The organism is Kribbella sp. NPDC051936 (assembly GCF_040680955.1).
Lineage (GTDB): Bacteria > Actinomycetota > Actinomycetes > Propionibacteriales > Kribbellaceae > Kribbella.
Window position 1 is genome coordinate 231004 of the sequence record NZ_JBFAXS010000009.1, and the last position, 23279, is coordinate 254282.

Below are 23279 nucleotides of genomic sequence, written 5' to 3' on the forward strand. Positions count from 1 at the left end.
GGCTTGATCGGGACACTTTGAACCATCGCACCTTACTCATGCACCTGGTCCACCGCGGCATAGCGCTGCGTCAATTCCCGGCCAAGTCGCGCGAGCTCCGCCTGCACCGACGGCGGGCCCACCACCTCGATCGAACCGCCCCAGCCGGCCAGGTGCTGCGCGATCATCAGCGGCGTCGGCGCGGTGACCCTGACCCGCACGCGATCGCCGTCGGTCCCGTCGACCTCGCAGTTGCGGCCGAGCCGGTCCTGCATCACCCACACGAACCGCTCGTCCATCAGAACCGTTGCCGTCAGCCCCGACCGTCGTTCCTCCATCCGCTCGACGATCTCCGCCCACGCCGTCGACAGGTCGAAGCCGGGCGGCCGCTCGAAGGAAGCACCGGTCGGCTCGGCCGCCGCCACCCGGTCGATGCGGAACGTCCGCTGACCTTTCTCCGTCCACGCGATCAGGTACCAGACGTCGTCCTTGTCGACGAGCCCGAGCGGATCCACCACCCGCTCCGACGTCTCGCGGCCGCGACCCGAGTAGAGCAGCCGGACGCGTTCCCGGCGTACGACGGCGTCCTGCAGGCGGCGTACCAGCTCGGGCCGCTCCTTCACGTGCTCGCCCCAACGTGCCGGGTCGATCACCACTGCCTCGGCCGCCGCCTGCGCGTGCTCGCGGAACGTGTCCGGCAGCGCGCGAACGAGCTTGCGCAGCGCCGCCTTCGCGTCGGGGGCGATCGACGCCGCGGGGCCGACCAGCAGGAACAAAGCCTGCGCCTCGGTCGCCGTCAGCCCGCTCAGATCGGTGCGCGCACCGCCGATCAGCTGCCAGCCGCCGTTGCGTCCCGGCTGTGGATAGACCGGGATGCCGGCCGTCGAGAGCGCCTCGAGATCACGCCGGGCCGTCGCGACCGAAATCTCCAGCTCCGCCGCCACGTCGGCCGCGGTCACCCGGCCCCGGGCCTGCATCAGCAACAGCACCGCCACCAACCGATCCGCCCGCATGCCCCGATCGTCGCAGAAAAACCGCTCACCGTCTGAGCAGTTAAAACGGGTTACGCTCAGATCCGGACGGCCTTCTTCCGGAATGGTGACTGATGGCGTACGACGTGAGCCCGACGGCGCGGACCCTGATGGTCCTCGAGCTGATCCAGAACAGTCCCGGCATCACCGCCGAGCAGCTGGGGGACAAGCTCGGGGTCTCGGAGCGCGCGGCCCGCCGGTACGTCGCGATCCTGCGCGAGGCCGACATCCCGATCGAGTCGGTCCGCGGACCGTACGGCGGCTACCGGGTCGGACGCGGGTTGCGGCTGCCGCCGCTGATGTTCACGCCCACAGAGGCGCTCGGCCTGGTGATGGCGGTGCTCGAAGGGCCGCGCGGCGCGGCGGATCCGGTCGAGGACGCGCTCGGGAAGATCGTCCGGGTGCTGCCCGAGGCCGTCGCGCGGTCGACCGACGCGATCCGCCGGGTCAGCGCCCGCGGACCGGATCCCGGTGCACGCACGCCCGATCCGGAGATCACCGCCGCGCTCGTCTCACACAGCGCGGACTCGCGGCGCGTGACGATCCATTACCGCCGCCACGAGGACGAGTGGCCGATGGACGTCGACCCGTGGGCGGTCGTCGTACGCCGCGGCCGTTGGTACCTGCTGTGCTGGTCGCACGGCAAGGAGGCCCAGCGCGTGCTCCGCGTCGACAAGATCACCAAGGTCGAGCCACAGCCGGCCGAGTTCGTCGCACCCGCCGGCCTCGACCCGCTCGCCGCCGTCGAGGAACACCTGGCGATGGGGTGGCGCTACGCGATCGAGGTCGAGATCGACGCGCCGCTCGACCAGGCCGCCGAGTGGATCCGGCGCAGCATGGGCCGCCTGGAAGCGATCGACGAGAACCGCACGCGGCTGCTCGCCAGCACCGACGAACCCGACTGGTACGCCGCGCAGCTGTCCGCGATCCACGCCCCGTTCCGCATCATCGGCGGCCCGGAGCTCCAGGCCGCCTGCCGCGCGCTCGCCGACCGCCTGCACACCGCGAGCGAACCGGCGACACGATGAACGACTGTCGGCGGGCGGGTCTAGCGTTCGCCGTACATGATCCGCAGGGAGGAGCCGAGATGTCCACGCTGTCCGACCGGCCGCACACGGCCTTGCTGGTGGTCGACGTCCAGAACGGTGTCGTCGCGGAGGCGCACGAGCGCGACCGGGTCGTCACCAACATCAGCACGCTCGTCGGCAAGGCGCGCGCCGGGGGCGTCCCGGTCGTCTGGGTCCAGCACTCCAGCGACAACCTGGCCAAGGACAGCGACGAGTGGCAGCTCGTCCCCGAGCTGTCCCGCGACGGCTCGGAGCCGCTCGTCCACAAGAGGTATGCCGACAGCTTCGAGGCCACCGACCTGGAGGACGTCCTGGCCCGCGCCGGCATCGGGCACCTGGTCGTCAGCGGCGCGCAGACCGACGAGTGCATCCGCTCCACGATCCACGGCGCGATGGTCCGTGGGTACGACGTGACGCTGGTCGGCGACGCCCACACCACCGAGGACCTCAGCGAGTACGGCGCGCCCACGCCGGACAAGGTCATCGCCCACACCAACCTCTACTGGCAGGAGCACCGGGCCCCGGGCCGCACCGCCGCCGTCCAGAAGACCGACGAGGTCACCTTCTGACGACGTCGAGGACCTGAGTCAGCTCCCGCACCCGCGGTACGTCGGCGCCCGGCTGCGCGTCGTGCCGGTCGACGAGCACAGCCGAGATCCCGACGGACTGTGCGCCCCGGATGTCGTTCTCGAGCGAGTCGCCGACCATCACCACGTCATGCGGTTCTGCTGCGAGCCGCTCCAGCGCGTGCGCGAACGCCCGCGGGTCGGGCTTGCCCACCGGCAGCGTGTCACCCGAGATCAGCTCGTCGATCTCGTCGGTCAGCCCCAGCCGGTCGAGCTTCATCCGCTGGTGATCCCCGTTGCCGTTCGTCAGCACCACCGCGCGCAGCCCGTCGGCCCGGACCGCGCGCAGTCCCGGCACGGCGTCGGCGTACACCGTCCATCCCGCCTCGTAGCGCCAGACGTAGCCCTCGAACATCGCGTCCGCTTTGGAGTCACTCACGTCGACCGCGAGGAACTCCCGCACCCGGCGCCGCCGCTGCTCGGGAAAGGTGAGTTCGCGGCGCTGGAACCGTCGGTAGTGCTTCTCCGACACCGCCGTCCACCGCGTCACGACGTCGGGACCCGTCACGCCGTACTCCGCGGCCCACTCCACCACCGCCGCGGCAGCCGCCGCCCGCTCCTCGACCAAGGTCCCGTCGAGGTCGAACAACACGGTCTTCAGCATCCGCGTCGGTCCTTTCGTCCGGATCGCGCGATCGTACGTCACCGCCGGGCCGACTCTTGGAGAGCACCGACGAGGGCGGCGACAGGCGGCGGATCGGGCGGTTCGCCGTAGGTCGCGACGTACACCTGGCGGCGGGAGCCCTGCAGTTCGGTGGCTGTGATGCCGGCGGACCGGTGGGTGCGCAGCGCGAGTCCCGGCATCGTCGTCACCCCGAGTCCGGCCGCGACGAGCGCCTGCATCACGACCATGTCGTCCGACGTGTATCCGATCCGCGGCTCGTAGCCTTCCGCGGCGCACAGCGCGATCAGGTGTCTGCGGCACCGGTCGCAGCCGGCGATCCAGGTGCTGTCGCGCAGTTCGGCGATCGTCGCCGGCCCGTTCGCGAGCACGTACAGCGGGTCGTCGACCAGGTGATGCAGCCGTACGCCGCGCGGCTCGGGTGCGGTCTCGTCGTACCGGAACACGATGGCCGCGTCGACCTTCCCGGTGCGGAGCAGCTCGAACGCCTCCGGTGGATGCGTGTCGACGAGGTTCACCTCCAGCCCGGGATGCTTCGCGGCCAGCCCGGCGACGGCTGCCGGGACGAGCGCGCCGATCGCCGACGAGAACCCGGCGAGCCGGATCCGGCCGGCGCTCAGGCCCACGTGCGCCGACAGCTCCGCGTCGACGGCGTCGATCCGGCCGATGATCTCCGCGGCCCGGTCGGCGAGGAGCCGGCCGGCCTCGGTCAGTCGGATTCCGCGGCCGACGCGTTGCAGCAGCTGCGCGCCGGTCTCGGCCTCCAGACGCGCGAGGTGGTGCGTGACGGACGGCTGGGAGTAGTGCAGCTCGCGCGCGGCCGCGGTCACCGAGCCGTGACGTGCGACCGCGTCGATCACCCGCAGCCTCGTGACATCGAGCATGTATCAATTCCATCTATCAGTGAGCACGAAGGTTGGCATTAGACGTTATGGGTTGACCCGGCGCAGGCTCAAGACATGACGACAACAGCCACCACCTCCGAACTCACAGACCTCCTCAGCGGCGTGCGAAACGCCCTCGGCCGGCACTCCGACTGGAACCGGACTGCCCAGGACGTCGGCGTCGCGCTCCGGCACCACTTTCCGGGCCCGGACATCCTGACCGCCGAACAGCGCCTCGGATCACCCGACGGCCACCAGAGCCACACCCTCCACGTCGAACCCGACGGCTCGTTCTCCGTCATCGCCGTGGTGTGGCGGCCCGGTCAGCTGACCCGAATCCACGACCACGTCACCTGGTGCGTGGTCGGCGTGCTCCAAGGCGTCGAGCACGAGGAACTGTTCGACGCGGACCTGCGGCTGATCGGCGCGAGCGACAACCACGTCGGCGAGGTGAGCGCGTTCGCGCCGCCGGGCGACATCCACCGGGTGCACAACACGTTCGCCGAGACGGCGATCTCCCTGCACATCTACGGCACCGACGTGACCCGGATCGGCTCGAGCGTCCGCCGCTACTACGACTGACGCCCGAGCCGGCGGTGTCAGTCGACGACCGAGTCCAGGACCGCGAGATCCTCGGGGGAGAGGGTGAGGTCCGCGGCTCGCAGGTTCTCCTCCAGGTGACGCGGGCTGGACGTCCCTGGGATCGCGAGTACGTGGTCGCCGCGGCTCAGCGTCCACGCCAGGCGCACCTGCGCGACGGTCGACCCGTGGCGGTCCGCGATCTCCTGCACCGCGTCGGACCCGGCGACCCCGCCGGCCTCCCGGGACTCCGCGGTGACCGCGAAGAACGGCACGAACGCGATCCCGAGCTCACCGCACAGCTCGAGGATCTCGTCGTTCACCCGCCCGAACCCGACGCTGTACCTGTTCTGCACCGCGACCACCGGCGCGATCTCCCGCGCCTCGTGCAAATGCGCGACCCGCACGTTCGACACGCCGAGGTGCCGGATCATGCCTTTCGCCTGCAGCTCGGCCAGGGCCCCGAAATGCTCCGCGATCGAATCCAGCCCCAGCTGCCGCAGGTAGACCAGGTCCAGCGAATCCACGCCGAGGGTCCGCAGATCCGCCTCCACGAGCTCCCGCAACTCGTCCGGCCGCGCCAGCCCGTGCTTCGTCGGCCCGACCTTGGTGGCGATCAGCAGGTCCTCCCGGTACGGCGCGAGCGCGCGGCGGATCACCTCGTTCGCCCAGCCCAGACTCTCGAACCGCGTCTGGCCGGCCTGCCCGTGACTCGGATAGAACGCCGCGGTGTCGATGTGGTTCACCCCGAGCTCGACGACCCGCTGCAGCAGCGCGACCGCGCGGTCCTGCACGTCGGCGCCGCCGGCCCCCGCCAGCCGCTTGGCACCGAACCCGATCCGCCGGACCGCCAGGTCCCCGAACGTCCAGAATTCGCCGGACTTGCTTTCCGCAATTCCTGATGATAAGTTAATTGGCGAAGGTGCATTTTCCTGTGAATTCTGCATTCGGCCAGGATAAATCCTTCGGGGATATTCGTCCAGCTTTTCCGGGCATTTTCTGCACCAGTTCCACGGCCCCGCCGATCCTTGAAGCGCGCGTCCTAAGCGCCGCTCGGCACGACTAGTACTACCGCCGGAGTTGGTGATGCCCGGTGCGATGAGGGTGACGGGCGCGTCAGCGCGCCAGGCTGAGCCGGTGACAGATGACCTTGCCCTGGACGGCGCCTTCGAGCACCCTGTCACAGTGGCAGTCGCCCCGGCCGGAGCCGACACCGAAGGACTCGCAGCACATCCACTCAACACGACCGCGACTAAAAACCCCACCCAGTCGCACCCCCACGAAGCGGACAGAATGGCAGCGCCGTCAGACTCCTGCCGCTCGCCTCAATCACTAATCGGTAACGATCGTTGACGCAGCGTCGATGCACTATGTATGACCCGTGTCGAGCGTTGGGAACGCAAGTCCGAGATTCCGCTGCTGCTGTTGGCCGTGGCCTTCCTCGTCGCCTATGCCTGGCCGGTTCTCGATCCGCAGTTGGATCCCGACCTCGTGACCACCCTCAACGTCGCGAGCTGGACGGTCTGGCTAGCATTCGCGATCGACTTCGCGGTGCGGATGATCCTCGCCGACGACCGATGGCCCTACGCACGCAGCCACTGGTACGACGTGGCGCTGATCGCGCTGCCCATGCTCCGGCCGCTGCGCCTGCTGCGGCTGCTGGCGCTGGCGCGGATTCTCAACCGGTCGGTGACAAGCTCACTCGTCGGGCGCGTCGGCACGTACGTGTTCGGCGCGAGCGTGATGGCTTCCGTACTCGGGGCGCTCGCCATGCTGGACGCCGAAAAGGACGCCGAAGGGGCGAACATCCAGACCTTTGGTGATGCGCTGTGGTGGGCGGCGGCAACCGTCACGACGGTTGGCTATGGGGACCGCTACCCGACGACACCCACGGGCCGAATGATTGGTGTCGTGCTGATGATTGTGGGCATCGCAACGGTGGGTGCGGTCACAGCGTCGATCGCGACGTGGATGGTGTCGCAGGTTCAGCGAGACCGCGACAGATCGAGCTGAGGCGTCCTGGCCCTGCAACGAGATCCGGCACTTGTTCACCACCCTGATCACCACACTGATCATCGCCCCGATCCACGCCATCACCCACCGGCTCCGCCACTCAGCCTGGCGACGACAACACCAGGTCCGCCAGGCGCTGCCACTATCAACGGCGACTTAACCGCGGCGACCCAGACCGCGAAAATCGCGGCCCAAGTCAAGATCACGAACTCCGGCTGTCGTACTAGGCGTCGACCACGAGTTGACCGGCGAGCATCCGTCCCATCGCCGCGGCCTTCTGCCGATAGCGGCCCCGCACCGGTCGCCAGTGCAAGCTCGCCCCGCCGTCCGTACACAGCCGAGGCCCCGCAGCCCAGTACAAGCGACCCGCCACGGATCCGACCGCCTGCAACAAATCTGCGCGCGCACCGCGAGCCGGCGCGACGGAAACGCCCGAGACCGGCACCTGAGATAAGCAACGGTGTCCAGAGACCTGCAATAGCAGGTCCCCGCCCGCCGACGAGTGTCTCCAGCCACGGTTTCCTGTCTTGGCCCACCGGAGCCTGTGTCCACCCACCCTGCAGTGGTGAGAGGCGGGTTCGCATCGCTGGACGGCGTGGGTTGACCCTCCAGCTGGTTGGTTGGCGGCCCGCATTCGACGGGCCAACCCGCAAGCTCGGCGGCTAGCCCATCAGATGGGCGGCTCGGGTTCGGGCTGGTGGGCCAGGCGGGGTCTGCCGACGCATTAGGCTCGGCACGTGGGGCTCAATGGGCGACAGCGGCGACTGCTCGACAGTTGGATGCCTTCCGCCACGGTTGTGCGCGACCACAGCTGGGGTGTCATCGGCACGCTCGTCCTGGAGTTGGAAGACGGCGGGGAGCGCTACATCGCGAAAGCCGGCGACGACGCCGACCACCACCTCGCCCGCGAACTCCGCGCCCACCGCAACTGGTTGCGGCCGTGGACCACCCGGGGGAGAGCGGCCGAGCTGGTCCACGCGGACGAGTCCGCCAAGCTCCTCGTGACCCGATTCCTGCCCGGCGAACTCGTCGAAGGCACACCGTTCGAATGGTCACCTGCTATCTATCGGCAGGCCGGTGAATTGCTGGCCGCATTTCACCGGCAGTGCGGCGTACCGGATGCCGCCTACGAGGCTCGTGAGAACGGGCGGACGCTACGGGATCTCGGCAAGCCGCACCGCATCGCACCGGACCTCGCCGACCGCATCCGCTCCACGATCCGGGCCTGGCCCACCCCGCCGGCGACACTGGTGCCGACCCACGGCGACTGGCAGCCGCGCAACTGGCTCGTCGACGACGGTACTGTCCGCGTCATCGACTTCGGCCGCGCGGACCTGCGCCCGGCGTACACCGACTTCGCCCGGCTGGCCGCGCAGCAGTTCCGCTCCGACCCGTCGCTGGAGGCGGCGTTCCTCGCCGGCTACGGATCCGATCCGCGCGACCCGGAGGCCTGGCAGCGGACACGGCTGCGCGAGGCGGTCAGTACCGCGGTCTGGGCACACCAGGTCGGCGACGAAGCCTTCGAGGCGCAGGGTCATCGGATGATCGCCGAAATCCCGTTGTGAGCCGGCGGAGCACGCTGGCATCGTCACCGCATGTCCAGCGAACTCCTGCGCGAAGCGCTCACCCTTGACGTGGTGCAGCGAGAGTCTGCTGCAGGTGATGCCGCTGCCCCGGGATGCGGGTGCTCGACCTCGGCTGCGGTACGGCGCTGTCGTCGATCTTCCTGGCCCGCGAGTACGACGTCGACGTGTGGGCCGCGGACCTCTGGGTCGACCCGACCGAGAACTGGCGACGCGTTGACGACGCGGGACTCGCCGGACGGGTGCACCCTCGCGTACCTGTCCGAGTTCGTCCGCCCGGGTGGAGCCTCGTCGGCCTAACCCGCGTCGTCGCTCACCTGAAGTAGCCGTGTCAACTGCTGATACAACTCGGCGGGATAGATGTCTTCCAGATCTGTCGCGTCGACCCATTTCAGGGCGAAGTGGTTCGTCGCGCAATGCTCGACGGCCTCGTCACCCAACAATTCCGGTACGCCGCTCACGCCGGTCACCAGGAAGTAGTACGCGGGCCGCCCGTTGTGGGAGCCGGTCCACAACAACCGGTCGACCGTGCCGGTCAGCGTCGTCTCCTCCTCGAGCTCGCGCAGCGCAGCGACCGCGGCCGACTCGCCCGGCTCCACGTGCCCGCCGGGCAGGACGGCGTACCGATGACCGTCGCACTGAGGTCCCGGAGCGTCGGCGTACTCACACATCACGCACTCGGCCGACGTCTCGAACCGCAGGTAGCGCTTCACCACCAGCACCTTGCCAGCCAGGACGACAACCGCGGCCCCGCGCGGCACTCTTGTGCTCATGGGGTGCGAGTGTGGCCGCCGGCACCGACAAAACCGACAAAACCGCTCGCCGGAGTCGGTGCTTCGTGGTGAGGTCTGGGGAGTCGACCCTTCTGGAAGGATGCCTGCCCATGCCGAGCGCGCAGATCGAAGTCCGCCGTGAGTACTCCGCAGCCGACGAGGCCGGCCTGATCGAGGCGGTGCACGCCGCGATCGTCACCGCGTTCCGGATCCCGCCACAGGACAAGGACGTCCGCCTGCTCGTCCACGCGCCGCACCGCTTCGCCTGCTCCCCGCGGCTGACCGAGCCCGAGTTCTTCACGCTCGTCACCGTCGACTGCTTCGCCGGCCGCTCGCTCGACGCGAAGCGCACGCTGTACACCGAGATCATCGGCAACCTGAAGCCGTTCGGCATCCCGGCCGACCACGTCACGATCCTCGTCCGCGACCACCCGACCTCCAACTGGGGCATCCGCGGCGGGCAGGCCGCGTCCGACGTGGACCTGGGCTTCGACGTCAACGTCTGACGTGGCGCTCCGTTCGGCCCGGCACCTGACGTCGGTGTACCTCGTGCGGGAGAGGAGCGTGCTGCTCCTCTACCGCCGCGGCTCCCGCGCGATCGCCGACTCCTGGGTCGGCATCGGCGGCCACCTCGAAGCCGGCGAACTCACGAACCCGACCGCGGCCGCGCTCCGGGAACTCGAGGAGGAGATCGGCGTCACGGCCGACCACCTCACCGGCCTTGCGCTGCGGTACGTCGCCGTCCGCGACACCGGCGACGAGGTGCGTACGACCTACTACTTCACCGCCGACCTGCGCCCCACGGCGCCGGTGCCGACCGAGTGCACCGAAGGCGATCTCCGATGGTTCGAGCTGACGACGGACCCGACCGCGCTCGACATGCCACCGACAGCCCGGATCGCCTTCGCTCACTGGCTGACCACCGGCCGCCACGACACCGCGCTCCGCTTCATCACCGTCAACGCCACCGGCGACGAGACGGGCCCGACCTGATGCTGACCATCCACTTCCACCCGAACTGGCCGCACGGCGCGCGAACGGTGATCGAGTCGATGGCCGCGGACGGGATCTACCGGTCGCAGTTCACGACCGGAATCTCGAGCGGAGGACTGACGGCGTTCCGCGGGGGAGACCGGTGGCGATGGGAGAGCCGCTTGTTCTCCGGCCGGTACGACGAAGGCCCGGCGACCGACCGCCCGGTGTACGGCGTCTGGAACCGCCGCGCCGACGTCTACGGCGGAGCAGTTCGCTTCGGCTCGTCGTACCTCCGGCTCAAAGCCGAGGCGATCGAGCGCGCAACATTCTGCTTCCCGGACTCCGCCCGCAACCCGGCCGACTTCGGCGACCGCCACACGCTGCCGCGCCTGTGCCGGCTCGCCGACGACGCCTGCAGCGACGACCTGAACGACTACGTGGAGGCCCAGATCCACGAACCGGTGCTGCTCGCGAGCGACGTCGACGCCGTCGTCCTGGACCCGTCATTCAGCGGCACACCCGTCGAGGACGCCGCCCGCGGGCTCGGCTGCCCGATCGAGTACCACCCGGGCTTCCGCGCTGCGCCGAGCGCCTTCGACCCGGCGTACCGCGGACCGGAGATCGTGGAGCTCGCCTGCTCGCTCGGCCCCGAACTGACGCCTGACCTGCTCGGCGCCGCGGCGCGGTCAGGTGTCCATCCCGCGCAGTCGGTCAAGTACGTCTGGCACTGTCTGGCTCGGTTCGGGCGTCAGCCGGCGAGCTGATCGCGGCGGCGGGTCAGGTAGGCGACTTCGGCGGTGTTGGCGGCGAGCGTGATCGCCTCGTCGTACGCCGCCCGGGACTCCTTGCTGCGGCCCATCCGGCGGAGCAGCTCGGCGCGCGTCGCGTGGTACAGGTGGTACGCGGGCAGCTTGTCCCCGAGCCGATCGACCACCGCCAGCGCGACCTCCGGACCGTCGAGCTCGGCCACCGCGATCGCGCGGTTCAGCGCGACGATCGGCGAGTGATCGATCCGGACGAGCTGGTCGTACAGCGCGACGATCTGCGACCAGTCGGTGTCGCGGGCGTCGCGGGCCGAGGTGTGGACGGCGTTCACCGCCGCGAGGATCTGGTAGCGGCCCGGCGGCAGTCCGGTGGCGAGACGTTCGCGCACCAGGTGGTGGCCCTCGGCAACGAGTGTCGTGTCCCAGGCGCCGCGGTCCTGCTCGTCGAGCGGGATCAGTTCACCGGAGCCCGAGACCCGGGCGGTACGGCGAGCCTCGGTGAGGAGCATCAGCGCGAGCAGGCCGGCCACCTCGCCGTCGTCCGGCAGCAGAGCTCGGATCAGGCGGGTGAGACGGATGGCCTCCGCGGTCAGCTCGTGGCGGACGGGATCCGTGTCCGGGCCGGTCGCCAGGTAGCCCTCGTTGAAGACCAGGAAGAGCACGGCGAGTACGCCGGACACGCGGCCCGGGAGATCCTCCGCGGCCGGCACCCGGTACGGGATCCGCGCCGCCTTGATCTTCGCCTTCGCACGGGTGATCCGCTGACCCATCGCGGTCTCCTGCACCAGGAACGCGCGGGCGATCTCGGGCACGGTCAGCCCGCCCACCATCCGCAGCGTCAGCGCCACGCGGGTCTCCATCGCCAGCGCTGGGTGGCAGCAGGTGAAGATCAGCCGGAGCCGCTCGTCGTCGATCGCACCGAGAGGCTCGGGCTGGTCGTCGTACGACATCTGAGCCTCCTTCTGCTTGTCGTCACGTTTGCTCTCGCGCCGGATGCGGTCGATCGCCTTGCGGTTGGCGGTCGTGGTCAGCCAGGCGCCGGGGTTGGGCGGTACGCCGTCCGCGGGCCACCGCTCGACGGCGGTCGCGAACGCCTCGGCCGCGGCTTCCTCGGCGATGTCGAGGTCCCCGAACCGCTTGGTCAGCGAGGCAACCACCCGCGCCCATTCCTGGTGGTGCGCGCGGGTGATCGCCGCTTCGACGTCGGTCACTGGAATGGCCGCACCTCGATCTTCCGGTCGCAGACCTTCGACGCCTCGGCGGCGAGCTTGAGGGCCACGTCGAGATCCGGGGCCTCCCAGACCCAGACGCCGGCCAGGTACTCCTTCGACTCCACGAACGGCCCGTCGGTGAACACCGGCTGCTCGCCCCGGTTGTCGATGACCGTGGCCGCGGTGGTGTCGGCGAGTCCGCCCGCGAACACCCAGTAGCCCTCGGCGATCAGCCGGTCGTTGAACACGCTGATCGCGGGCTGCCGGTCGGTGCTGCCGGGGTTGTCCTTGTCGTCGATCACAGAAACCAAGTACCGCATCACGATCTCCAGTTCAGTCTGCCGAGCTGCTTACACCCACCCAACGAACCGCACGAGGCCATTCCGACACAACCCGCCGATTTCCCTACGCCGACCCGCCGGGACCGTCGGTGCGCCAGGTCCGCCAGAGCCTGCCATAGACGCGGTCCGCGCTGACCAGTTCGTCGTGGGTGCCCAGCTCGACGAGCTCACCGGCCTCCATGACAGCGATCCGGTCCGCGTCGTGCGCGGTCTGCAGGCGGTGGGCGATCGCGATCACGGTGCGGCCGCGGAGCACGGCGGCCAGCGACTGCTCGGTCCGGCGCGCGGTCCTGGGATCGAGGAGCGCGGTGGCCTCGTCGAGGATCAGGGTGTGCGGATCGGCGAGGACGACGCGTGCGAGCGAGAGCTGCTGGGCGCCGGCGTCGTCGAGCGTGAAGTCCTGGCCGACTTCGGTGTCCAGCCCGTCCGGCAGCTCCTTCGACCACGTGGCTCCGACCGCGTCCAGCGCGGCGTACAGCTCGTCGTCGGTCGCGTCCGGCTTGGCGATCAGCAGGTTGTCACGCACGGTGTCGTGGAAGACGTGGTGGTCCTGGGTGATCAGTACGACGTGCTCGCGGAGCTGATCGGGCGGCAGGTCGGCTACCGGCACGCCGCCGATCGTGACGGAACCCGTGTGCGGGCGATCGAGGCCGGCGAGAAGACGGGCGAGCGTCGACTTTCCCGCTCCGGACGTGCCGACGACAGCGAGGCGCTCGCCGGGTTCCACCGCGAGTTCGATGCCGTGCAGTACGTCGCGCGCTCCGGTGTAGCTGTAGTGCACGTCGCTGACCTGGATCCGGTCGCCGCTGCTCCCGCTCTGCGTGGCGGAGTCGGACTCCTCGGGAATGTCGGCCAGGCCTTCGACGCGGGCGTACGAGGCCGCGGCGCCCTGGAGCTGCTCGATCCAGAGCATCAAGGTGTCGAGCGGGCCGACGAGTTGCCGAAGATACACCGTCGCGGTGACGACGACTCCCAGGCTGACCAGGTCGTTCATGGAGAGCGCGCCGCCGACCAGCAGGACTCCGACGACCGGTAGCGCGAGCGAGATTTCGGCCCACGAGAACAGCACTGTTCGCAGCCAGAGCGCCCACAGACGCGCGGTCCGTGCTTCGGCGATGACACCTTCCGTCGCCTCGGTTCGCCGATGTTCCAAGCCGAGCAGCTCGACCGTACGGGCGCCCTTCGCGGTGCCGGCGATCACGTCGGCCATCTCCGCTCCCGTACTCGCAACGGCAAGGTAGGCCGGCCTGGCACGACGCAGGTACCACCGCACGGCTGCTCCTACGCCAACCAGGCACACGAGCCCGCACAGCCCGAGCCACAGGTCCAGCACGAGGACCGCGACGACGAGGAACAGGGCATGGACGATGGCCACGAGCACCTCGGGGACCGCCGAGCGCAACGTCATCGCGACCAGGGACGCGTCGGTGCTTCCGCGCGCGATCAGGTCTCCGGCCGGGAGATGATCCGCCGCGCGTGGCGGCAGCGCCAGCGTCCGCTTCAGGAACCGTTCGCGTACGCGGGCCGCGGTGCGTTCGCCGTACCGGTAGCCGAGCTTGAGAGCCCACCACCCCAGGACTGTCTGTACGACGGTGAACAGCAGCGCGCCCAACGCGAGCCGGTCGACCGTGTCGAGCACGTCACCGGATCCGGCCTGGATCGTGTCGATGATCCGGCCGAGCAGCCACGGACCGACCAGACCCGCTGCCGAGGCGAGCGCGTTGACGAGGACGACTCCGGCGACGGCCTTGCGGTCCGCGCCCAGGTCACGCCGCGCCGCCGCACGTACTTCGCGTGGCGTCGCGATCGGCATCTGCTTACTCATCGGCAGCCCCGTTCTGGGCGCGGGACACCAGGTCGCGATAGCAGAGATCGGTACGTAGCAGCTCCGTGTGTGTGCCGACAGACGACACCTTGCCGTCGACCAGGACGACGACCTCGTCAGCACGGTCGAGCACGAGCGGCGACGATGTCGTGATGACCGTGGTTCTGTCCTGTCTGGCGTGACGGAGCCGGTCGATCATGGCCGCTTCGGTGTTGGCGTCGACCGCTGAGGTCGGCTCGACGGCGAGCAGGACGTCAGGGCGGGCGTAGACGGCGCGGGCGAGCCGGATGCGCTGCCGTTGCCCGCCGGACAGGTCACTGCCGCCGGCGGCGATCTCCGCGTCCAGACCACCGGGCAACGCCTCCACGGCGTCCTCGGCGACGGCTGTGTGGAGCGCCGTACGGATGCAGTCGTCATCGGGTTCCAGTCGTCCCGAGACGATGTCACGAACTGTGCCGGCGAAGACCTCCGCGTCGTTGTCCGCGAGAACCAGCCGGTGCCTGAGCTCCTCCCGGGCGACGTCCGCGAGCCGCACACCCGCCCACGTCGTACCTGGCGGGCGCATGCCGATCTGCCCAAGCCGCTCGATCACGGCGCGCGTCTCGGCGGGCCGTGCCGCGACCAGCGCCGTCAACAGCCCCGGGCGGATGACCACCCCGGAGTCGGGGTCGACCAACGGGCCCGGTTCGGCCGGGATGGCCTCCGGGGTGCGGTCGTTGTCGTGAGCAACTGGGAGGTTGAGCAGGTCGATGATGCGCTGACCCGCAACTCGGGCGCGAGTGATATCGCTGCTACCTTCGATGAAGAAGCCCACCGGAACGACCAGCACGGCGACGTACCCGTAGACGGCGACCACGTCGCCGATCGTGATGGCCCCGGTGGCCGCCAGCCGCGCCGACAACCACACCACGGTGGCCAGGAACAACGCGGGCAAGCCCGTCGACAGTGCTCCTACCCAGCTCAAGGGTCCGGCGACGCGGTAGCCACGCCGTACCAGGCGCTGTGACTGTTCTTGGTAGCGCTCAGCGACGAACGTCTTCCCGCCGAGGCCGTTGAGGACGCGCAGTCCCGCCAACGCGTCGACCAGCCGGGTCGTGAGCCGGCCTTGATGGCTGCGGTACTCGCCGCCTGTGCGTTCGATGCGGTGCAGGAGCGGGCCGACCGCGACCGCGAGCAGCGGGACTCCGGCGAGAACGACCACGGCGAGCAGCGGGGAGATGGTGAACAGTACGACGGCCACGACGGCGTACGCGACGACCGCGCCGACGCCCGGGCCGGTCACGGTCAACGCCTGCGCAACGACGTACACGTCCGCGATGCCGACCGTCACCACCTCGCCTGCGCTCACGTGCCGCGCCAGCGACGCGCCCAGGCGGGACGTGTGCCACACCGTCGCCCGGACCGAGCGAAACGACGCGTCCATGCGGACCTTGGTCATGGTCCGGTGCCGAGCGATGCCCAGGAGCGCGTTCAGGACGGCTACGGCCAGGAGGATCATCGACCAACCGACGAGCGCTTCTGTGTCGCGGGCGACGAGTCCTTGGTCGACGACACGCGACAAGACCCACGGGGGGACGGCCAGGCCGACCGTCCAGAGGGTGCCGAGGGCGGCACCTACCGCGATGCGGCGCGCTTGCGAGCGAGTCAGCCAGAAGAGGAAGCGGTACGGGCTCGTCAGGTCGGCGGGCGCCGGCGGGCTCCACGTCTCGGGTGTCCTGTCCAACCACTCGCGAACGGCCGCCATGCGGCGATCCTTTCAGCACCAGGGCATCCGCGGATACCCATTTGCGATCGGATTCACAAAGTCGTTGCGTGCGGTCAGCGGAACCTGTCGGGCCGGCAGCCTGCGAGCTCGGGCGCCGGTGTCCCAGTGAGGATCTCGTCCGCGGCAAGGCGGCCGACGGCGGCGGCCAGCGTGATCGCCGAGTGCATCACCGCGACGTACAACCCCTGCGTCCCGGCCGGGCGGCCGATGATCGGTTCACCGTCGACGGGCATCGGGCGCCAGCCGACCTCGACGGAGACGACCTCCGTGTCGTCGGCCCCCGCGAACGACGACGCGAACCGGTCGCGGACGCGCTGGGCGGTCGCGTGCAGCGCGGCCTTATCCGCCTCGCCCCTGTACGCCGTGGGGGCCAGGATCGTCCCGTCGTCGAGCTGGCGGGCCTCCATGTCCGGTGTCGCGACGATCGCTCGGACGATGCCAGGGTTGGCGCGCAACCGGACCAGGATGGCGGCCGACGGTTCGACCGGCAAGGTGACGCCGATGCCGGAGCACAGTGCGACCGCTCCTGTGCCGGCGGAGAGGATGACCGTGTCCGCCTCGATGAGACCTGCGGTTGTTTGGACGCCGCTCACGATGCCGTCTTCTTGGACAAGGGCGGTCGCTGGTGTGCCGGGCAGGAGCCGGGCGCCTCGGTCGCGCGCGGCTGCGATCAGGAGATCGATCGCCGCGACGGGGTCGAGCGCGCCGTCCTCCGGGTGATGGACGGCCTCGGCCGGGGGAGTGACGAGGTTCGGTTCGAGCGCCGCGGCGTCGTCGGTGCTCGGGCCCGGGGCCTCGTCGAAGCCGTCCCAGCTGAGCGAGCCTGTCCAGCGGATCGCCAACTGGGGGAGTTCTGCCTCGAGCCGGTGATATTCGTCCAGCGCGAGATACCGCAGTGGCGCCGAGGGCAGGTCGCTGCTGACCGGCCGTCCGATCCAGGCGAACGACGCGCGGGTGGCGCCGGATCCGGGCAGACCCGCGTCGATCAACGTCACCTGTCGCCCCTGACCGGCCAGGTGGTACGCCAGCGACGCGCCGACGATGCCGGCCCCAACTACCACGATGCCGCGATCAGCCATGGCTGCGTTTCTAGCAGGACCGCGATCTTTACGACACCGAGTTATCGATCTTTGAGCGCGTGGAGACGGACGTTCGCGTACGTCGCAGGCGTGCGGGTGAGGTCCAGGACCTCACCGGTCGTGGAGATGTACAGGCCCGGTTGGTGCTCCTGCAGCCCGACGGTCACGCCGGCCCAGTGGTCGAAGAAGAGTCCGCCGTTCACCTTCCGCAACCTGGCTGTTCCGTCACGGACTCCGCCCACATGGATGGCGTAGGCACGGTTCCAGGGGCCGTCGACCTCGCCCGTCGCGAGAATTCCGGTGAAGATCTCGGCGGTCAACTTCCATTGAAGTGGATGATCGGTTGAATTTGTCAGGACGACGACACCCAATTTCTCTTCCGGTGCCCAGTACATATCGGACAGGAATCCGAAACCTCCACCGCCGTGGCCGCGCACAGGAATGCCGTTCGCTTGCATCAGAGCCGTTCCCAGACCATATTCATGACCGGTATACATTTCCTGCAGAAGGTCGGGGGAGAGGAGCGACTCACCACCGCGGAGGTGGAACTGGAGATACCGGCAGGCGTCGGCGACCGTCGTGTAGAGACCACCTGCCGCCATCATCGGAACACGAACCGGCAAGCGTGTATACCCTTTGGAATGCCCGATCGCCCGGCGCTCGGCACTCCCGATCACCTTCGAGTCGAAGGTTGTCCGCCGCAGCGCGAGCGGGTCGAACAATGCCCGTCGTACGAACTCATGGAAAGGTAATCCAGTCACTCGCTGCAGGACGTATCCGGCGAGATCTATACCAAGATTCGAATACTGATACCGTGCACCCACAGGAAACCGCAGCCAGGTGTCATAAATGCTGCGACAATGCTCCTCGAACGATTCTCTGCCGACCAGATAATTCGATCCGACCGGTGCTTCATAGGTGAATCCGGCGGTGTGGCCGAGTAGGTGCCGCAGCGTGATACGACGCTCAGGATCCGGCTCGAACGAACTGTTGACGCGAAATTCCGGCAAATACCGGGGGAGAGGCACATCAAGTTCGACCAGCCCTTCCTGTACCGCCAGCAGAACGGCCGTGGCGGTGTACATCTTCGAGCACGACAGCACACCGAACATCGTCTCGCTGTCAACCGGCAAGTCGCCGCCGCGTCGGGTACTCCCGAACCCGGCGGACCACAGCATCGAATCCGCGTCACAGACACCGACCGCAAGCCCAGGCACCTCGTGCTCATCGACCAGTCCGGCCACCCGCCGCCGAAGCTCGCCAGCCATCCGCTCGGTCAACACTCGATATCCTCCAACGATGGAATCAGCCCCGCGGTACAACGGCGACGACTTCTACTGCGACGTAGCGATCCCAGATCCCAGCCGCCTCAACGTCGTACACGAGGACGACCTGGTCCTGGCGTTCCACCACACCCGGCCATTCTGGACGAACCACATCGTCGCTGTACCCAAGAAACACATCGCGTCGCTGATCACACTGACACCGTCCGACGAACCCTCAGCCCGCCGGCTACTCGAAGTCGTCCAGTCAATCGCCGCCCACACAGTCCGAACCACAGGCGCAGCCGCAGTCCTCACCAACCTCGGCACCTACCAGGACTCGAAACACCTACACATCCACATCCACAGCGGCCCCCAACTATGACAACCCAGGGGACCGGGCGAAAACCATTGGTGCTCGGCTTGCCCCGCTGATGGACTGACGTCCCGCCGGGAGCCTGCTGCGTGACGGAGGTAGTGGTTGTGACGGATTATGACGTGCTTGCCGAGGTGTACGAATGGCTCATCTCGGATGCGAAGTTGCCTCCAGCCGAGTTCGCTGCGTCGTTCGACGACGTCCTCAGTCTCCTGCCGTCGAACGCCCACGTCCTCGACTGTTCGTGCGGAACCGGACAGTTGGCGGTTGGCCTCGCCGGCCGTGGCCTACAGGTCGTCGCAACTGACGCCAGCGAAGCGATGGTTCGACGGACTGCAGAGTTGTCTGAGGAGTTCGGGGCATCCGTCCGGGCTGTGCGGGCGAGCTGGGAAGAGTTGCCACACCATTTCGAGGACGACACGTTCGACATGGTGTTCTGCGTTGGCAACTCGCTTCACCATGCCGCGGGCGCGACAGGCAGGGGTGCTGCTCTGGAGTCGATGTCACGCCTTCTGCGTCCTGGTGGGCGCTTGGTACTCACATCCCGCACTTGGGAACTCGTGAGGGCCAGAGGTTCCCGGCTCGACATCAGAGACCGACTCGTCCGCCGGAACGGCCGCGATGCCGTCGTGATCTACCGCTGGGAGATTGCGCCGCAGTGGGAGGACGAGCACCACATCGAAATTGCGATCGCGCAACTCGACGCGACTGGGTTGATACATGTCCGCTCAGAACTGCTGTCCTGCTGGCCCTACCGGTACGAGGAACTCGAAGTCGAACTGCACCGCGTCGGACTCCGGACGGAAGTGAGCACGTTCGATCCTGAGGCCGAGAACTACTTGGTGGTCGCGAGCAAGGCATAAACACCGGCTTGCCCATCTGTCGTCGGAGAGGTGTGACCGCATGTCCACGATCAGTAACTCAGAAGCGATCGCAGCGTGGTCGGCGATGCCGACTGACGCGATTGAGGCGTACGACGATCAGGGCGACTTTCCCAAACGCCACTTGATGAATGGGAACCTGCTTCGAATGCTGGGGTCCGTCGATGGTCGGAGAGTCCTCGATGCAGGCAGTGGCGAGGGCTATTTGAGTCGGCTATTGGCCGAAGGCGGAGCTGAGGTTGTTGGTGTGGAGCCGGCTTCCGCGCTGCTGGCGCGTGCTCAGAGGATCGAGCAGGAGCGGCGTCAGGGCATCAGGTTCGTGCAGGGTGATCTCTCGACGTTGCCGGAGGTTGGTCAGCCGTTCGATGCGGTGGTCTGCAGCATGGTGCTGCTCGCCATACCCGCCTGGCAGTCGGCGATGGCGGCGTGCGTCGGCGCACTGAGGCCGGGCGGCCGGTTCGTGTTCTCGATCACTCACCCGGCGTTTGAGAATCTCTACCCAACGTGGCGGGATCACGGTCATTACCAACTTGATCGGTACCTGGATGAGTATGAGATGCCAGAAGGCTATGCACCCGACTTCCACCGCCCGCTGTCGGCCTACATCAACGAGGTCATCGGTCTCGGGTGTCGCGTGATTGAACTGTGCGAACCGAGACTTGATCCACAGGTCGCACAGGACAGCGGAATCGAGGCGATCGAGTCCTACGTCGCACTACCGAACTTCCTGATCGTCAGCGCCGAACGCGACAGGTGAGCGCCAATCGCCGACCTTGTCGTACCATACCCAGCCGACGGCTCGCCGCGACCGCGCAAACCGTCTATACGGCGGGGATACGCGCCGCGCTGTGAAGTCGCCACAGGGGAGCGATGAGTTACCGCACCAGATGCAACACAGTGGGCTTTAGTTGACATAATGTCCGTTATCGGCGCTCAACTGTCGGGAGTTGCGTCTGATGCAGGAACTCCCGTCTCTGCGAGATTTCGGCATTGGTGCAGGTCAGAGCCAGGTCGTCGGCAGTTCGCGCGATGTCATGCGTGTCGTTGCTCTGGGCAAGTGACCAGGTGGGCGTGCCGCCGCGATCCTCGTCGTGGTGTTCGCCCAGCAGATCGAGCACGTTGTCTCGCTCACCTGGGACCAGGTCGACGTCGGGCCAGCCAAGGTGACCATCACACTGGGCAAGACCGTGATCGAGGTCCCGCCACCCCTTGACGATCCGTTCCGCGAACTGGCCGCTACGACTCCCAGCAACACCGCCGCCCAGCCGAACAGCAACTGGGTGTTCCCCGGATTCGGCCCTGGCCGGCACATCAACGCCGCCTCGCTCAGAGAACGCCTTCACCGGCTCTTCAGCCCCCGAGCCGCCCGCCTAGAGACCCTGCACGAACTCACCAAGCTCGCCCCGATCGCGATCATCGCCGAGGCCCTCGGCTACACCACCCAGACCATCGAACGTCACGCCCGAGGCGCTGCCACCACCTACGCCGAGTACGTCGCCACCCACCGTTGAACCCCCGGCAGCCCGACCCCCTGAGCGTCCTAGGTCAGTTGCTTACGCAACAGAGTGATCCGCGTCTCGTAGCGTGCAACGGTTCCGTCCGGGGCTTCCTCGTCCCACGAGCCGTGCTCGCTGCCGCTCACCACATAACCCAGCCGCTCGTACAACGCGCGCGGCCGCGACCGGTTGTCGTCCACACCCAACTCGACCAAGCGGAGCCCGCGCCCTCGAGCTCGCTGCTCTAACGCCTCGATCAGGACGGTGCCGATCCCGCATGAGCGCAGCTCAGCCTGGACCGACAGTTGCCAGATCGTCGCGGCGTCAGGCGGTTTGGTGTAGTCGACCCCACCCACCGCAACTGGCAGACCGGAAGGCGGACACACCGCCAGGTAGTCGACCTCGCCGCGGCGGGCACGTTGGATCGCCTCGGCTACGCCCGCCAGACCCGTCGCTGTCCCGTACCAACCAAGCGCGGGCAGGTCCGCTTCGGTTAGATCACGAACGGCAAGTGGTACTACGACCTCGGCCATATCGGCACCCTGCCAGGTTGGCAGCGGCGAGCGCCAACGATTTTGTGCGGATCGCAGTCACCCTGACAGTTGCCTACGGCCAACGACTCCCGTTACTCCAACATCCGTCGGTACCAGTCGGCGCGTCGGTCTATGCCAGGGGTCGTCTGCACCCGGCCCGGGTCACCCCAGGAAGTCGACGTAGCGCTCCGACCTGGTGCATTCGGTCGACCCGAAGCTGATCGGCGCATTGTCGAAATCGCAGTCCATCGTGCGAAGGCGAGCATTGCTCTCCGGCCACTGGAAGTCACATCGCGCCCATGTCCCGGAACCGTGCCCGTTCCTGCAGACATAGATGTTGTCGACAGTGAAGCCGATCTGCCCGAGTGCTGATCTGCCGTCGCTGTCGGTGTCCCGCACGAAGACCACGTCGCCGTCCCGCTTGATGCACACTGCAGCGTTCGGATGACTGCCGTCGTTGTTGTCCCACAGACAAAAGTCAGTGCGTGCGCGAACTTGGTCAGCAGTGAGGTCGACCTGTTCACCGGTTCCACAGTGAAGCCAGTCGAATGGGCAATCATCGAAGTAGCTGCCCGCATCAGCGTGCGCAACGGGAAGCTGCGCTGCCCCAGGAACGACGATTTGCCCGAACCCGAATAAAACACTTGCCACCGCGATGGCAGCAGCGCGACCTATGCCCTTGCGCAACATTCTCGAACCTCCTCGTCGAGGCGTGATCGTGCGACAGTGAAGCACACAGGACCGGGTGGTGTGAACGGCCCGAGCTCGGTTGGACCCCTGCCTCCGGGGTGTCCGCCCAGTTGGCGGTTAGCGTGACGTCGACCGGCCCGGCTGGGGCGATCGCCAGGCCGCCGGCATCAGCGAACACGACACTTCTCGCGCTCTGCGGCGCCTGGCACCACACAGCCTGCTCGACGTCGCATGGGTGAACCCGACTGGCTGGATCCTCTAGCCAGGCAATGCAAAGGGCGTTGGACCTACAACACACTTGAGCCAGAGCCTGATCGCGCAACATGTCTAGCCTGGCGGCCCGTGGACGAACAGATGTCAGTACGCCGTCGTCCCGCGCACGGTCAGGTTGTACGTCGCCGTCGTCGCAAAGTCGCCGCTCGACCCGCGGATCACCAGCACATGCAGGCCCGGTGCCGCCGGGGGCACCGCGAACCAGAGCCCGCAGGCGACGCCCTTGAGCAGCCCCGCTTCGAACCCACTGGGATTGCCTGCCTGGGCGGTGAACCGGATGTCTTCGGCTCCGAGCCGCTGGATCGGGACCGGCCGCCCGTCGAACGTCACGTTGCCCGTCGCGTCGGCCAGGAACGCCTGGCATCCCGCTTCGTCGTCGACCAGGTTGACCACCGGACCGGCCAACGGACGTTCAGCAGGCCAGCCGCACGCGCGAGAAACCTGGCCGCCGAACGTGCCGGCGACCAGCCAGACATCCTCGGGCTGGTTGTTCCCACAGTGCACGCCGGTCTCGTCCAGCACGGGATTGACCTTCTCCGCAACCGACGCCCACTCCCACCAGCGCGCCTGCAGCCGCAACGACCCAAGAGCGACGCGCTGCACCGGCACCTTCGTCCCTGACGACACAGCCGGAGTCGTCGGACTCGGAGC

General features: G+C 68.1%; 28 protein-coding genes. 13 read left to right on the forward strand and 15 right to left on the reverse strand.

Annotated features, from left to right (window positions below; genetic code table 11):
• Positions 1-32: 32 nt before the first annotated feature.
• Positions 33-992 carry a YafY family protein gene (locus tag AB0L64_RS31405; RefSeq protein WP_363715972.1) on the reverse strand — a complete coding sequence of 320 codons (960 nt, stop codon included), beginning with the start codon at positions 990-992 and terminating at the stop codon, positions 33-35.
• Positions 993-1084: 92 nt separating this feature from the next.
• Between AB0L64_RS31405 and AB0L64_RS31410 the strand changes: the two genes are divergently transcribed.
• Both AB0L64_RS31410 and AB0L64_RS31415 read left to right on the forward strand, forming a co-directional pair.
• Positions 1085-2038, forward strand: coding sequence for a WYL domain-containing protein (locus AB0L64_RS31410; RefSeq protein WP_363715974.1), 954 nt, complete (start codon positions 1085-1087; stop codon positions 2036-2038).
• Positions 2039-2097: 59 nt separating this feature from the next.
• Positions 2098-2646 carry an isochorismatase family protein gene (locus AB0L64_RS31415; RefSeq protein WP_363715976.1) on the forward strand — a complete coding sequence of 183 codons (549 nt, stop codon included), beginning with the start codon at positions 2098-2100 and terminating at the stop codon, positions 2644-2646.
• On the opposite strand, the gene AB0L64_RS31420 is transcribed toward AB0L64_RS31415, so the two are convergent.
• Both AB0L64_RS31420 and AB0L64_RS31425 read right to left on the reverse strand, forming a co-directional pair.
• Entirely contained in the window at positions 2636-3307 is a 672-nt protein-coding gene (locus AB0L64_RS31420; protein WP_363715978.1) for an HAD family hydrolase, read from the reverse strand. The two genes, AB0L64_RS31415 and AB0L64_RS31420, sit on opposite strands and share 11 nt — an antisense overlap.
• A 38-nt stretch (positions 3308-3345) precedes the next feature.
• A complete protein-coding gene (locus tag AB0L64_RS31425) occupies positions 3346-4209 on the reverse strand; it encodes a LysR family transcriptional regulator (protein WP_363715980.1) in 864 nt (287 codons plus the stop codon).
• Positions 4210-4284: 75 nt separating this feature from the next.
• Here AB0L64_RS31425 and AB0L64_RS31430 point away from each other — a divergent pair, with 75 nt between their 5' ends.
• Positions 4285-4791 (forward strand): cysteine dioxygenase family protein, encoded by a 507-nt coding sequence (locus AB0L64_RS31430; protein WP_363715981.1) that lies wholly within the window; start codon positions 4285-4287, stop codon positions 4789-4791.
• Between the two features lie 17 nt (positions 4792-4808).
• Here the strand turns inward: AB0L64_RS31430 and AB0L64_RS31435 are convergent, their stop codons facing one another.
• Positions 4809-5735, reverse strand: a complete 927-nt coding sequence (locus AB0L64_RS31435) for an aldo/keto reductase (protein WP_363715983.1) — start codon at positions 5733-5735, stop codon at positions 4809-4811.
• A gap of 427 nt (positions 5736-6162) precedes the next feature.
• Between AB0L64_RS31435 and AB0L64_RS31440 the strand changes: the two genes are divergently transcribed.
• From AB0L64_RS31440 to AB0L64_RS31450, 3 genes are all read left to right on the forward strand, one after another.
• On the forward strand, positions 6163-6801 hold the full coding sequence (locus tag AB0L64_RS31440; RefSeq protein WP_363715985.1) for a potassium channel family protein: 639 nt from the start codon (positions 6163-6165) through the stop codon (positions 6799-6801).
• Positions 6802-7538: 737 nt separating this feature from the next.
• On the forward strand, positions 7539-8366 hold the full coding sequence (locus AB0L64_RS31445) for an aminoglycoside phosphotransferase family protein (RefSeq protein WP_363715987.1): 828 nt from the start codon (positions 7539-7541) through the stop codon (positions 8364-8366).
• 113 nt (positions 8367-8479) lie between these two features.
• Positions 8480-8710 carry a hypothetical protein gene (locus tag AB0L64_RS31450; RefSeq protein WP_363715989.1) on the forward strand — a complete coding sequence of 77 codons (231 nt, stop codon included), beginning with the start codon at positions 8480-8482 and terminating at the stop codon, positions 8708-8710.
• Here AB0L64_RS31450 and AB0L64_RS31455 read toward each other — a convergent pair.
• Positions 8681-9157, reverse strand: coding sequence for an NUDIX domain-containing protein (locus AB0L64_RS31455; protein WP_363715990.1), 477 nt, complete (start codon positions 9155-9157; stop codon positions 8681-8683). The two genes, AB0L64_RS31450 and AB0L64_RS31455, sit on opposite strands and share 30 nt — an antisense overlap.
• Positions 9158-9267: 110 nt before the next feature.
• On the opposite strand from AB0L64_RS31455, the gene AB0L64_RS31460 reads away from it, so the two are divergent.
• From AB0L64_RS31460 to AB0L64_RS31470, 3 genes are read left to right on the forward strand one after another with little or no spacing between them, the layout of a single operon-like run.
• The gene (locus AB0L64_RS31460) at positions 9268-9663 is read left to right on the forward strand and encodes a tautomerase family protein (protein ID WP_363715992.1); all 396 of its coding nucleotides are present in this window, start codon (positions 9268-9270) and stop codon (positions 9661-9663) included.
• 1 nt (position 9664) lies between these two features.
• A complete protein-coding gene (locus AB0L64_RS31465; RefSeq protein ID WP_363715994.1) occupies positions 9665-10150 on the forward strand; it encodes an NUDIX domain-containing protein in 486 nt (161 codons plus the stop codon).
• Positions 10150-10896: a DUF3626 domain-containing protein gene (locus AB0L64_RS31470; protein WP_363715996.1), complete on the forward strand. Its 747-nt coding sequence runs from the start codon at positions 10150-10152 to the stop codon at positions 10894-10896. The genes AB0L64_RS31465 and AB0L64_RS31470 overlap by 1 nt, the downstream gene beginning before the upstream one ends.
• On the opposite strand, the gene AB0L64_RS31475 is transcribed toward AB0L64_RS31470, so the two are convergent.
• The 6 genes from AB0L64_RS31475 to AB0L64_RS31500 all read right to left on the reverse strand — a co-directional run bounded on the left by AB0L64_RS31475 (position 10881) and on the right by AB0L64_RS31500 (position 18400).
• Positions 10881-12107 carry a DUF6596 domain-containing protein gene (locus AB0L64_RS31475; RefSeq protein ID WP_363715998.1) on the reverse strand — a complete coding sequence of 409 codons (1227 nt, stop codon included), beginning with the start codon at positions 12105-12107 and terminating at the stop codon, positions 10881-10883. The two genes, AB0L64_RS31470 and AB0L64_RS31475, sit on opposite strands and share 16 nt — an antisense overlap.
• A complete protein-coding gene (locus AB0L64_RS31480) occupies positions 12104-12427 on the reverse strand; it encodes a YciI family protein (RefSeq protein ID WP_363716000.1) in 324 nt (107 codons plus the stop codon). Before AB0L64_RS31480 ends, AB0L64_RS31475 begins: the two co-directional genes overlap by 4 nt.
• An 85-nt stretch (positions 12428-12512) precedes the next feature.
• Positions 12513-14273 (reverse strand): ABC transporter ATP-binding protein, encoded by a 1761-nt coding sequence (locus tag AB0L64_RS31485; RefSeq protein WP_363716002.1) that lies wholly within the window; start codon positions 14271-14273, stop codon positions 12513-12515.
• Positions 14266-16017, reverse strand: a complete 1752-nt coding sequence (locus AB0L64_RS31490) for an ABC transporter ATP-binding protein (protein WP_363716004.1) — start codon at positions 16015-16017, stop codon at positions 14266-14268. Before AB0L64_RS31490 ends, AB0L64_RS31485 begins: the two co-directional genes overlap by 8 nt.
• 74 nt (positions 16018-16091) lie before the next feature.
• Complete coding sequence (locus AB0L64_RS31495; protein WP_363716006.1) at positions 16092-17117, reverse strand: FAD-binding oxidoreductase; 1026 nt, start codon at positions 17115-17117, stop codon at positions 16092-16094.
• 41 nt (positions 17118-17158) lie between these two features.
• Positions 17159-18400: a serine hydrolase domain-containing protein gene (locus tag AB0L64_RS31500; RefSeq protein WP_363716008.1), complete on the reverse strand. Its 1242-nt coding sequence runs from the start codon at positions 18398-18400 to the stop codon at positions 17159-17161.
• Positions 18401-18416: 16 nt separating this feature from the next.
• Here AB0L64_RS31500 and AB0L64_RS31505 point away from each other — a divergent pair, with 16 nt between their 5' ends.
• From AB0L64_RS31505 to AB0L64_RS31515, 3 genes are all read left to right on the forward strand, one after another.
• Positions 18417-18764, forward strand: a complete 348-nt coding sequence (locus AB0L64_RS31505) for an HIT domain-containing protein (RefSeq protein ID WP_363716010.1) — start codon at positions 18417-18419, stop codon at positions 18762-18764.
• A gap of 80 nt (positions 18765-18844) precedes the next feature.
• A complete protein-coding gene (locus tag AB0L64_RS31510; protein WP_363716012.1) occupies positions 18845-19618 on the forward strand; it encodes a class I SAM-dependent methyltransferase in 774 nt (257 codons plus the stop codon).
• 40 nt (positions 19619-19658) lie between these two features.
• A complete protein-coding gene (locus tag AB0L64_RS31515) occupies positions 19659-20393 on the forward strand; it encodes a class I SAM-dependent methyltransferase (protein ID WP_363716014.1) in 735 nt (244 codons plus the stop codon).
• A gap of 166 nt (positions 20394-20559) precedes the next feature.
• Here the strand turns inward: AB0L64_RS31515 and AB0L64_RS31520 are convergent, their stop codons facing one another.
• Positions 20560-20754 (reverse strand): hypothetical protein, encoded by a 195-nt coding sequence (locus AB0L64_RS31520; RefSeq protein ID WP_363716016.1) that lies wholly within the window; start codon positions 20752-20754, stop codon positions 20560-20562.
• Here AB0L64_RS31520 and AB0L64_RS31525 point away from each other — a divergent pair.
• The gene (locus tag AB0L64_RS31525) at positions 20731-21147 is read left to right on the forward strand and encodes a hypothetical protein (protein ID WP_363716018.1); all 417 of its coding nucleotides are present in this window, start codon (positions 20731-20733) and stop codon (positions 21145-21147) included. The genes AB0L64_RS31520 and AB0L64_RS31525 overlap by 24 nt on opposite strands.
• A gap of 29 nt (positions 21148-21176) precedes the next feature.
• Here the strand turns inward: AB0L64_RS31525 and AB0L64_RS31530 are convergent, their stop codons facing one another.
• The 3 genes from AB0L64_RS31530 to AB0L64_RS31540 form a co-directional block, all read right to left on the reverse strand.
• Entirely contained in the window at positions 21177-21665 is a 489-nt protein-coding gene (locus AB0L64_RS31530; RefSeq protein ID WP_363716020.1) for a GNAT family N-acetyltransferase, read from the reverse strand.
• Positions 21666-21827: 162 nt separating this feature from the next.
• The gene (locus AB0L64_RS31535; RefSeq protein ID WP_363716022.1) at positions 21828-22355 is read right to left on the reverse strand and encodes a hypothetical protein; all 528 of its coding nucleotides are present in this window, start codon (positions 22353-22355) and stop codon (positions 21828-21830) included.
• 357 nt (positions 22356-22712) lie between these two features.
• The gene (locus AB0L64_RS31540) at positions 22713-23237 is read right to left on the reverse strand and encodes a hypothetical protein (RefSeq protein ID WP_363716024.1); all 525 of its coding nucleotides are present in this window, start codon (positions 23235-23237) and stop codon (positions 22713-22715) included.
• Positions 23238-23279: the final 42 nt, after the last annotated feature.